The sequence below is a fragment of the Streptomyces sp. NPDC030183 genome (assembly GCF_055573455.1).
Window position 1 is genome coordinate 15992 of record NZ_JBVIBK010000052.1, and the last position, 11231, is coordinate 27222.

Consider the following 11231-nt stretch of genomic DNA (forward strand, 5'->3'; position numbering starts at 1 on the left):
GGCGAGCACGGGGGCGGGGGCGTCAGCCGCCCTGCGTGGTGTCGTCCCCGGGACCGGCGCTCCCCTCAGGGCCCTCCCCCCGGCGCGGCCCCTGCGGACCGCCCTCCTTCTGCGGACCGTCCCCACTCTGCGGGGTATCACCACTCTGCGGGCTGTCCCCGCTCTGCGGAGCGTCTTTCCCCCGCGGGGCGTCGCCCGACGGCCGCGTCGTGCCCCACTTGTGCTCCAGCCGCTCACGCACGCGCGTGAGGACGTCGCCTCCGGCGCCGTCCTCGTCCCGTTCCGCGTGCGGCCGGTTGCGGAGGCGGGCGAGGAGGTTGCCGGAACCGCGTCTGCGGTGGCCGTGCACACGGGGGTCGTCCGTGACGGCGTACCGCTTCACGTACGCCCCGAGGAACGCCTGGAGCGTGGCGATGGCGGGGATGGCGATGAGCGCGCCGACGGCGCCGAGGAGCGCGGTGCCCGCGACCACCGATCCGAAGGCGACGGCCGGGTGGATGTCCACGGTCTTGGCGGTCGGCTTGGGCTGCAGCACGTAGTTCTCGAACTGCTGGTAGATGACGACGAAGACGAGGACCCACAGCGCGTACCAGGGGTTGACCGTGAAGGCGATCAGCATCGGCAGCGCACCCGCGAGGTAGGTGCCGATGGTGGGGATGAACTGGGATACCAGGCCGACCCAGACCGCGAGTGCGGGGGCGTAGGGGACGTTCAGATACTCCAGCAGGATGTAGTGGGCTATGCCGGAGATCAGGGCCATGAGGCCGCGGGAGTACAGGTAACCGCCGGTCTTGTCGACGGCGATCTCCCAGGCGCGCAGCACCTCCGCCTGCTTGGCGGGCGGCAGCACGGAGCACAGCGCGCGCCGCAGCCGGGGGCCGTCGGCGGCGAAGTAGAACGAGAACAGGCCGATCGTCAGCAGCTGGAAGAGGCCGCCCAGGACCTGAGCGGAGACGTCCAGGACGCCGGTGGCGCTGTTCTGGACGTATCTCTTCAGCCAGTCGGAGCGCAGCAGCCCCTCCTGGATGTCGACACGCCTCAGCTCGGTGTGGAAGGTGGTGTTGACCCAGCTGATGACCGAGTCGAGGTACGCCGGGAAGTCCTCGACCATCTTGATGATCTGGCCGGCGAGCATCGAGCCCAGGAGGGTGACGAAGCCCGCGACCGCGATCAGTGTGAACAGGAAGACGAGGAAGGTCGCGAAGCCCCTGCGCAGCCCTTTCGAGGCCATCCAGCTCACCGCGGGCTCGATCGCGAGCGCCAGGAAGAACGCGATGAGGATGTTGACCAGCAACCCGATGAGCTGGTGGAACGCCCAACTGCCCAGCTGGAAGACGGCGACCAGTGAGAGCGCGAGCACCATGGCACGCGGCAGCCAGCGAGGCATGCCCGAACTCGGCCGGGTGCCGACCGGGGGCCCGGTGGGCGGCGCCGTACCGGAGGGAGATGCCTGGGGCTCGACCTGCGCGGTCTCGTCTGAGGGGGCCACGGACCAAGTCTCGCCCACACCACCGACAGTCGGCCCCCGCCCCCGCTCCTTCGGGCCCCCCAGGCTCCGATCCCGCGACGGGTTCAGCCGTTTTTCAGCGGTTTTCGGCAGGAACGCCCATCGTCGCGCACACCACGCGCCACACGTCCTTGGCCTCCCAGCCGGCGTCCAGCGCCTCGTGCACCGTCCGTCCGCCGAGTTCGGACATCACATGATCGCGCGCGAAGGTTTCGGCGTACCCCTCACCGAAGTGCTCCGCCATCCGCTGCCAGAAGACCGTCAACCGCATGACTCCAGTATCCCGCCCCAGGGGGTGGCCCCGGTCGGGACGGCCTGTCGACACCGCTTTCCGCCCTACGGTCTGACGCATGGCCGAAACCGGAGCATCCCCACGCCCCTCATCGCCCCCGGCGCACACCCCGCTCGCCCGCGCCGAGCAGTTCGTCTGGCTGACCGCGCGGGTACTGGAGCAGCGCCGCTTCGCGTACCACTTCCTGGACGGGAGCGCCGACGCGGTGGAGGCCGCGCTGGCCGCCTACCGCACCGCCGACGAGGGGTACGGGCACGCGCTCGAACCGGATCTGCGCGGGCCGGTGAGCCAGCCCCTGCACACCGGGCACGCGCTGCGGGTCCTGGACTCGATCGGGCGGTGTGCCGGACAGCGGGTGGAGCGCTTGTGCCGCTATCTGACGTCCGTGTCCAACCCGGACGGGGCCCTGCCCGCCGTGCTTCCCGGTCAGCGCGGCTATCCGGCGGCCCCTTTCGTGCCGATCGTCGACGACCCGCCCAGTGAGCTGCTGGCCACCGGGCCCGTGGTGGGGCTGCTGCACCGCAACCAGGTGTGGCACGCCTGGCTGTTCCGGGCGACCGACTTCTGCTGGCACGCGGTCGAGTCCCTGGAGAAGTCGCACCCGTACGAGATCCAGGCCGCCGTGGCGTTCCTGGACTCCGTGCCCGACCGTGCGCGCGCGCAGGCGGCCGCCGACCGGCTCGGCCGGCTGGTGCGCGGAAACCGGTTGGTCGCGCTGGATCCCGAACGGCTGGAGGACTATCCCGTGGCGTCGGGTTACGCCCCGGGTGAGCACCACTTCCCGTTCGACTTCGCGCGTGTGCCGGAGTCGCTCGCGCGCGCGTGGTTCACCGACGAGGAGATGGCCCGTTCGCTCGACTTCCTGCAGAGCGAGCAGCGTGACGACGGCGGCTGGCCGGTCCGCTGGCGCCAGTGGGCACCGGGCACCACGCTGGAGAGCCGGCCGATCGTGACGATCGAGGCGCTGCGCACGCTGCGTGCGTACGGACGGTCGATCGACTGAGGCGAAGGGCCGGGGCTGCACGCGCGCGTACGCGTGCCCACCCGGACCCCGACCCGGCCGCGCAGGAGGGCAGGGGCTGCACGCGCGCGTACGCGTGGGACCGCCTCAGCCCGTGATCGCCCGCACCCCTGACGTCACGAGCACCGCCGCCGCGACGACGACCAGGAAGGGGGCGCGCAGGAGCAGCGCGACGGCGGCCGCGGCGACTCCCGCGGCCCTCGCGTCCAGCACGAGCGTCCGCCCGTCGGCGAAGGTCTGCTGTGCCGTGAGGGCGGCGAGCAGCGCGACCGGCAGCAGGGCGGCGAGGCGTCGCACGAGAGGGCGTTCCAGGACGCCCTCGGGGACCAGCAGGCCGGCAAGCTTCACGGCGTAGCAGCCAACGGCGGTCACGCCGATCGCGATCCAGACGTTCATCGGTCCTCCCCTTGCGGGCCGTGCCGGTCGAACTGGGGGTCGTCCACCGCTCCGCCCTGCCTCTCGCGCCGGGCGTCGTTCTGAGCGTTCTGAGGGTCGTCCTGTCGGTCGCCGGACTTGCGGCGTCCTTCCGCCCACAGGACGACGGGGGCGGCCGCGGCTGCCACGAGCACCGGCACTCCCGCCGGCAGGACGGGCAGCAGGCCGAGCCCGAGGAGGACCGCGATTCCGGCCACGGCCCGCTCCCTGGTGGTCTTCAGCATGGGCGCGAGGAGCGCCAGGAAGACGGCGGGCCCCGCCGCGTCGAGTCCCCACGCCTCGGTGTCGCCGATGGCCTCCGCGCCCAGCGCCCCGAGCAGCGTGGTGAGGTTCCACAGCAGATAGAGGCTCAGCCCAGTCACGGTGAAGCCGATCCGGGCGGCCCGGCGCGTGGGCTGGGCGAGTGCGACGACCATGGTCTCGTCGATCACCCACTGCGCCGCAAAGGGCCGTACCGCGCGCGGGAGGGCCAGCAACTGTGACAGACGCAGCCCGTAGAACGCGTTGCGCACCCCCAGGAAGAAGGCCCCGGCCGCCGCTGTGAAGGGGTTGCCGCCGGCCGCCAGCGCACCCACCAGGGCGAACTGGGAGGCGCCGGTGAAGACGAGAAGACTCAACGCGCAGGTCTGCGGCAGGCTGAGTCCGCTGCCGGCCGAGGTGACCCCGAAAGCGAACCCGGACAGGCCGACGGCGATCCCGACCGCCAGTGCGTCCCGGACGACGGCCCGGTCGGGTTTGGCGCCCCCGGTGTCATGTATCTCCGTAGAAGCTGTCTGTTCTGGCACACCTCGACGGTAGCTTCGGCGGCCCCTGGGAATCTTGTACGTTCTTGCGCGCGCTCAGACACGCGGTGGCCCGCACCGCCCTAGGCGCCCGGACCGCCCTCTTCGCCGCTGCCTCCTCGCTCGTCACCCCTGCGTGCCCGCAGGTCGTCGGGGCCGCCCCGGCGTTCCCGCTGGTACGCGCCCGGAGGGACGCCCACGATCCGGCTGAAGTGGCGGTTGAGGTGCGGCTGGTCCGTGAAGCCGACGGCGACGGCGGCCTCGGCGGGAGCGGTGCCCGCGTCGAGCAGGACCCTGGCCCGGCGGACCCGGGCATCGGTCAGCCAGGCGTGCGGAGGCATGCCGTAGGCGGTGCGAAAGGCCCGAAGGAGGGCGAAGGGGCTGATGCCGAGGTCGGCGGCGAGTCGCTCCAGCGTGGGCGGGTCGGCCATCCGTTCCTGGAGCACCGCACGCGCGCGTGCCGCTGTCGAGGCACCGGCCGCGCGGGAGGTACGGCGGGGCAGCGGGCCTCCGTTGAGGCGCAGCAGCCGGGTCACGGCGACCCGGAGCAGGGTGTCGGCGGCGAGCGCGTTGCCCTCGTCGGCCGCCCGCAGCACCTGGTGGACCAGACCGACGGCGTAGGGATCGTGGAGCACGGGGCTGGTGAACCCGGGGGTTCCGCGGATCACGGTGGTCTCGGCGGCGATCTCGGCCACGAGGTCCGGCGACGGGTAGACCGCGCCGTACCGCCAGCCCTCGGGGCCGCCCGCGCGGCCCGTGTGCGGGGTGTCGGGGTTGACCAGGGCCAGGGTGCCGGGGCCCGCGTACTGGTCGGCGCCCCCGTGGTGGAAGACCTCCACCCCGTCGGCGATGGCAGCGATCACGAAGTTCTCGTGGGTGTGCCGGACGAACCTCTTCCGGACGTAGCGGGCCCGCAGCAGGTCGACACCGGGCAGTTCCTCGTACTGCCAGTGCCGTGCCCGCTCCGTCGAACCCGCCATGCCTCCATTCTGCGTCCTGCGCCACCCGCCCCTCGTCGGCATGTGCTGGTCAGGCAGGGTCCTGGCGACTCGCTCGCAAGGACGGAGGCAGGGAGGAGAGGGAAAGAGGAGGGCATGCGGGCCCCGCCGGGGCCGCCGTTTGCGCAGGTCACGTTCATTGTCAGTGGGCGGGTGCAGGATGGGGGCATGGTCAGCTCCGCAGATCGAGCCCTCGACGGCTTCTCCCCCGCGACCCGCGGCTGGTTCACGGGGGCCTTCTCCGCGCCCACCGCGGCCCAGGCCGGGGCGTGGCGGGCGATCGGCGAGGGCTCGGACGTGCTGGTGGTGGCCCCGACCGGCTCCGGCAAGACCCTGGCCGCGTTCCTCGCCGCGCTGGACCAGCTGACGTCGACCCCGCCCCCGGCGGACCCGAGGAAGCGCTGCCGGGTGCTGTACGTGTCACCGCTCAAGGCCCTCGCGGTGGACGTGGAACGGAACCTGCGCAGTCCGTTGACCGGTATCCGCCAGGAATCCGTCCGCCTCGGGCTGCCCGAGCCCGAGGTGAAGGTGGGCATCCGCTCCGGCGACACCCCGGCCGCCGAGCGCCGTGCCCTGGCCACCCGTCCGCCCGACATCCTGATCACCACGCCGGAGTCCCTGTTCCTCATGCTGACGTCGGCCACGCGCGATGCGCTGACGGGCGTGGAGACGGTCATCCTGGACGAGGTGCACGCGGTCGCGGGCACCAAGCGCGGCGCGCATCTCGCGCTCTCCCTGGAGCGGCTCGACGAGCTGTTGCCGAAGCCCGCGCGCCGCATCGGCCTGTCCGCCACCGTGCGTCCCGTCGACGAGGTGGCACGCTATCTCTCCCCGCGCCGCAGGGTGGAGATCGTCCAGCCCCCGTCCGGCAAGGAGTTCGACCTCTCCGTGGTCGTCCCGGTGGAGGACCTGGGCGAACTGGGCGGCTCCCCGGTCGCCGAAGGCAATGAAGGGGCGGAACGCCCATCGATCTGGCCCCATGTCGAGGAGCGGATCGCCGACCTGGTCCAGGCCCACCGCTCCACGATCGTGTTCGCCAACTCCCGTCGCCTCGCCGAACGTTTGTGCAATCGACTGAACGAGATCGCGTACGAACGGGCCACCGGCGAGCCCTTGGACGAACACCACGCCCCTGCCGAGCTGATGGGCGGATCGGGTGCGGCCCAGGGGGCGCCCCCGGTTCTCGCCCGCGCCCACCACGGCTCGGTCTCCAAGGAGCAGCGTGCGCTCGTCGAGGAAGACCTCAAGGCGGGCCGGCTGCCGGCCGTGGTGGCCACGTCCAGTCTCGAACTGGGCATCGACATGGGTGCCGTGGACCTCGTCGTCCAGGTGGAGTCACCGCCGTCCGTCGCATCAGGTCTGCAGCGCGTGGGACGCGCGGGGCACCAGGTGGGCGCGGTGTCCACCGGCGTGGTCTTCCCGAAGTACCGCGGTGACCTGGTGCAGGCGGCCGTCGTCACGGAACGGATGCGTACCGGCTCCATCGAGTCCCTGAGGATCCCGGGCAACCCCCTGGACGTACTGGCCCAGCAACTCGTCGCCATGACGTCCATGGACACCTGGCAGGTTGACGACCTGCTCGCCACGGTCCGGCGGGCCGCGCCCTTCGCCTCGCTCCCGGAGTCCGCGTTCACGGCGGTCCTCGACATGCTCGCCGGCCGCTATCCCTCCGACGCCTTCGCGGAACTGCGCCCGCGCGTGGTGTGGGACCGGGTCGCCGGCACCGTCACCGGGCGCCCGGGTGCCCAGCGCCTCGCGGTCACCTCCGGCGGCACCATCCCGGACCGCGGTCTGTTCGGGGTCTTCCTCGCCGGCTCCGACCCCAAGAAGGGCGGCGGCCGGGTCGGGGAGCTGGACGAGGAGATGGTGTACGAGTCACGCGTCGGCGACGTCTTCACCCTGGGCACCAGCTCGTGGCGCATCGAGGACATCACGCGCGACCGGGTTCTGGTCTCCCCCGCCCCGGGTGTTCCGGGCCGGCTGCCCTTCTGGAAGGGCGACCAGCTCGGCCGCCCGCTCGAACTGGGCCGCGCGGTGGGCGCGTTCCTGCGCGAGGTGGGTTCGCTGTCCCAGGAGGACGCCCGGCTGCGCATGCTCGCGGCCGGTCTCGACGCCTGGGCCGCGGACAACGTCCTCTCCTACCTCGCCGAACAACGCGAGGCATGCGGCCACATCCCCGACGACCGCACGATCGTCGTCGAGCGCTTCCGCGACGAACTGGGCGACTGGCGGGTCGTCGTCCACTCCCCCTTCGGCGCCCAGGTCCACGCCCCGTGGGCGCTCGCCCTCGGGGCCCGCCTGTCCGAGCGGTACGGCATGGACGCCCAGGTCATGCACGCCGACGACGGCATCGTGCTGCGGCTGCCGGACGCCGACCTGATGGGCCTGGACCTCCTCGACATGGAGCCCGCGAAGGCCGGCACGGAGTACGACGCCGAGCAGGCGCCGGTCGGCGCGGCGGACGTCGCCTTCGACAAGGGCGAGGTCGACCAGATCGTCACCGACCAGGTGGGCGGCTCGGCGCTGTTCGCGTCCCGCTTCCGCGAGTGCGCCGCCCGCGCACTCCTGCTGCCCCGCCGCAACCCCGGCAAGCGCACCCCGCTGTGGCAGCAGCGGCAGCGCGCCGCCCAGCTGCTCCAGGTGGCGAGCGAGTTCGGCTCGTTCCCGATCGTCCTGGAGGCGGTCCGCGAATGCCTCCAGGACGTGTTCGACGTGCCTGGTCTCGCCGAGCTGATGGGTGACATCGAGTCCCGCAAGGTCCGCCTCGTCGAGGTCACCACCCCGGAGCCGTCACCGTTCGCCCGCTCGCTCCTCTTCGGCTACGTGGCCCAGTTCCTGTACGAGGGTGACTCACCGCTCGCCGAGCGCCGCGCCGCCGCCCTCTCGCTGGACTCGCGGCTGCTGGCGGAGCTGCTGGGACAGGCGGAGCTGCGCGAGCTGCTCGACGCCGAGGTGCTGGCCGAGCTGGAGCAGGAGCTCCAGTGGCTCACCGAGGACCGGCGGGTCAAGGACGCCGAGGGCGTCGCGGACCTGCTCCGTCTGCTCGGGCCGCTCCAGGACGGCGAGTTGGCGCAGCACGGCGCCGACCCGCAGTGGGCGCGGGAGCTGGCCGGGGCCCGGCGCGCCATCCGGGTCCGGATCGCGGGCACCGACCACTGGGCGGCGATCGAGGACGCCGGGCGCCTGCGTGACGCGCTCGGCACGGCCCTGCCCGTCGGTGTGCCGGAGGCGTTCACCGAACCGGTCAAGGACCCGCTCGGCGACCTCCTCGCCCGGTACGCGCGCACCCACGGCCCCTTCACCTCCGCCACGGCGGCGGCACGCTTCGGCCTCGGTGTGGCCGTCACCGAGGGCGCCCTGCACCGGCTCGCCGCGAACGGCCGGGTCGTACAGGGCGAGTTCCACCCGGCGGGCATCGGCCAGGAGTGGTGCGACGCGGCCGTGCTGCGCCGACTGCGCCGCCGCTCCCTCGCCGCACTGCGCCATGAGCTGGAGCCGGTGCCGCCCGCCGCGCTCGCCCAGTTCCTTCCCCAGTGGCAGCACGTGGGCGGCGGACATGGACTGCGCGGCATCGACGGACTGGTCCGCGCGATCGAACAGTTGCAGGGCGCCTCCGTGCCCGCGTCCGCCCTGGAGAAGCTGGTCCTTCCGTCGCGGGTCGCCCACTACGCCCCCGCGATGCTCGACGAGCTGACGGCCGCCGGAGAGATCGTGTGGGCGGGCGCCGGCGCCCTCCCCGGCAAGGACGGCTGGGTGTCGCTGTACCTGGCGGACACGGCCCCGCTGCTCCTACCATCCCCGCACCCGCTGGAGCTGACGGCACTCCACCAGTCCGTCCTGGACGCCTTGTCCGGCGGCTACGGCCTGTTCTTCCGCCAGATCGCCGACCAGGTCCGTGCCACGACACACCCGGAGGCCACCGATCCCCAGTTGGCCGACGCCATCTGGGACCTGGCCTGGTCGGGCCGCCTCACGAACGACACCCTCGCCCCCATGCGCTCCCTGCTCGGCTCGGGCCGCACAGCGGGCTCCACGGCTCACCGCGCCAAGCGCGCCGTTCCTCGCGGCCGCTACGGCTCCCTGACCGCCGCCGCGCGCTCCCAGTCCCGTACAGGCCCGCCCACCGTCGCGGGCCGCTGGTCCCTGCTTCCCGCCCACGAACCCGACCCCACCGTCCGCGCCCACGCCCTGGCCCGCACACTTCTCGACCGGCACGGCGTGGTCACCCGGGGTGCCGTCTCCGCCGAGGGCGTCGAGGGCGGCTTCTCGGCGGCGTACCGCGTCCTGTCCGTGTTCGAGGAGAGCGGCCAGGCCCGACGCGGTTATGTGGTCGAGGGACTCGGCGCGGCCCAGTTCGCGATGGACGGGGCGGTGGACCGCCTGCGTGCCGTGGCCAACGCCCGCGAGAGGGGCGAGCCCGCCCCGGGACCGGGCCCGGACGGCCACGCCCAGGCCCTTGCCCCGGCCCCCGGCTCCCCCACCGCCGCCCCGGCCGACCTGGACCTCCCCGACTGGCTCACCGACGACACCGACCTCGACACGGACGACCCCTTCGGGACGGGGAGAACCGGGACGACATCGTTCGACGGCAATGGTGGCAACGCCGGCAACGGCCGCGAGGGGAACAACAACGGCTGGGGCAGGCAAGAGCCCCAGTGGCCCCAAGGCCCCCACAGCCGCGAGGGCTTCCCAGCCCCGCAGGCCCGAAGCGGCCCCCCGAACCGCGCCCGGACCGCCCCCTCCAACAGAGCCGTGGTCCTGGCCGCCGCCGATCCTGCGAACGCCTACGGAGCCGCCCTCTCCTGGCCCGATCCGCCCACCGACGCCGGGCACAAGCCGGGCCGCAAGGCGGGCTCCCTGGTCGTCCTCGTCGACGGCGAGCTCACCCTCTACATGGAGCGCGGCGGCAAGACCCTCCTGGCCTGGCCCGCCGACCCGGACGCCAGGCCGCAGGACGACCCACGCCTCCGCCCGGCCGCCGAAGCCCTGGCCGCCGCCGCCCGCGCCGGCTCCCTCGGCACGGTCACCGTGGAACGCGTGAACGGCACCTCCGCCCTCACCTCCCCCCACGGCCCCCTCCTGGAAGGAGCAGGCTTCATCGCGACCCCCCGCGGCCTACGCATCCGCGCCTGAGCGCCCCCCGAACAAGACCCCGGCCCAGGCCTCGCCCACCCCCACCCGCTCCCTCATGCCACCCTTGACCCATGCCCGAAGGTGACACCGTCTGGCAGACGGCGAAGCGGCTGCACACCGCCCTCGCCGGCAAGGTGCTGTACCGCTCCGACCTGCGCGTGCCCAAGTACGCGACGGCCGACCTCACCGGCCGCACCGTCCTCGACGTCACCCCCCGGGGCAAGCACCTCCTGACCCGGATCGAGGGCGGTCTCACACTGCACTCGCACCTGCGGATGGACGGCTCCTGGAAGGTGTACGGAAACGGCGAACGCTGGACCGGCGGCCCGGGACACCAGATCCGCGCGATCCTGGGCACCCTCGACCGCACCGCCGTCGGCTACCGCCTCCCCGTGCTGGAACTCCTGCGCACCACCGACGAACACCGAGTCGTCGGACACCTCGGCCCCGACCTGCTCGGCCCCGACTGGGACCCCGACCTCGCCCTCGCCAACCTCCAGCGCGACCCCGCGCGCCCCCTCGGCGAGGCCCTCCTCGACCAGCGCAATCTCGCCGGCATCGGCAACGTCTACAAGAGCGAGCTCTGCTTCCTGCTCCGCGTCACCCCATGGCTCCCCGTCGGTGACCTCCCCCAGGACCGCGCCGCCCTGCTTCCGGCCCTCGCCAAGAAACTCCTCGAAGCCAACCGCGACCGTCCGATCCGCAGCACCACGGGCCTGCGCCTCCACGACCTGTTCGTGTACGGCCGCGCGCCACGCCCCTGTCTGCGCTGCAACACCCCCATCCGGGCCGGTGACCAGGGAGACGGCTCCCGAGAACGCCCCACCTACTGGTGCCCGACCTGCCAGCAGGGCCCGGCACCGGCACCAGGCACCCCCAGAGCGACCCGCCCGCGCCCCCAGCGCCGTCCCCCGAGCTGACCACGCGTCCCGTACCGCTAGACGAGTAGTTCCGATTACGGGGTTCATGAACGGAGGGAGGGTGTCCAACATCGGGTTGTGACGACCGATTTAGACACCCTCTTGACGGCACTGTACGTGCATGTCGATGACCGTTTGAAGAC

At 72.8% G+C, this 11231-nt stretch carries 8 protein-coding genes; 3 read left to right on the forward strand and 5 right to left on the reverse strand.

Translation table 11 applies throughout. The annotated features are described in order from the left end of the window. Nucleotides 1–22: 22 nt before the first annotated feature. Together ACZ4Z2_RS36385 and ACZ4Z2_RS36390 are read right to left on the reverse strand one after the other, a co-directional pair. A complete protein-coding gene (locus ACZ4Z2_RS36385; RefSeq protein ID WP_468081980.1) occupies nucleotides 23–1489 on the reverse strand; it encodes an AI-2E family transporter in 1467 nt (488 codons plus the stop codon). A 94-nt stretch (nucleotides 1490–1583) separates the two neighbouring features. Beyond that, the gene (locus tag ACZ4Z2_RS36390) at nucleotides 1584–1778 is read right to left on the reverse strand and encodes a DUF3046 domain-containing protein (protein ID WP_159773678.1); all 195 of its coding nucleotides are present in this window, start codon (nucleotides 1776–1778) and stop codon (nucleotides 1584–1586) included. A gap of 79 nt (nucleotides 1779–1857) precedes the next feature. On the opposite strand from ACZ4Z2_RS36390, the gene ACZ4Z2_RS36395 reads away from it, so the two are divergent. Next, entirely contained in the window at nucleotides 1858–2802 is a 945-nt protein-coding gene (locus ACZ4Z2_RS36395; protein ID WP_468081981.1) for a hypothetical protein, read from the forward strand. 105 nt (nucleotides 2803–2907) lie between these two features. Here the strand turns inward: ACZ4Z2_RS36395 and ACZ4Z2_RS36400 are convergent, their stop codons facing one another. The 3 genes from ACZ4Z2_RS36400 to ACZ4Z2_RS36410 form a co-directional block, all read right to left on the reverse strand. Next, nucleotides 2908–3216 carry an AzlD domain-containing protein gene (locus ACZ4Z2_RS36400; protein ID WP_468081982.1) on the reverse strand — a complete coding sequence of 103 codons (309 nt, stop codon included), beginning with the start codon at nucleotides 3214–3216 and terminating at the stop codon, nucleotides 2908–2910. Continuing rightward, nucleotides 3213–4040 (reverse strand): AzlC family ABC transporter permease, encoded by an 828-nt coding sequence (locus tag ACZ4Z2_RS36405; protein WP_468081984.1) that lies wholly within the window; start codon nucleotides 4038–4040, stop codon nucleotides 3213–3215. The genes ACZ4Z2_RS36400 and ACZ4Z2_RS36405 overlap by 4 nt, the downstream gene beginning before the upstream one ends. Nucleotides 4041–4120: 80 nt before the next feature. Next, complete coding sequence (locus ACZ4Z2_RS36410; protein ID WP_468081985.1) at nucleotides 4121–5017, reverse strand: AraC family transcriptional regulator; 897 nt, start codon at nucleotides 5015–5017, stop codon at nucleotides 4121–4123. Nucleotides 5018–5203: 186 nt separating this feature from the next. On the opposite strand from ACZ4Z2_RS36410, the gene ACZ4Z2_RS36415 reads away from it, so the two are divergent. Next, entirely contained in the window at nucleotides 5204–10168 is a 4965-nt protein-coding gene (locus ACZ4Z2_RS36415; RefSeq protein ID WP_468081987.1) for an ATP-dependent helicase, read from the forward strand. 71 nt (nucleotides 10169–10239) lie between these two features. Then, entirely contained in the window at nucleotides 10240–11088 is an 849-nt protein-coding gene (locus ACZ4Z2_RS36420; protein WP_468081988.1) for a DNA-formamidopyrimidine glycosylase family protein, read from the forward strand. The last annotated feature ends 143 nt before the right edge of the window (nucleotides 11089–11231 follow it).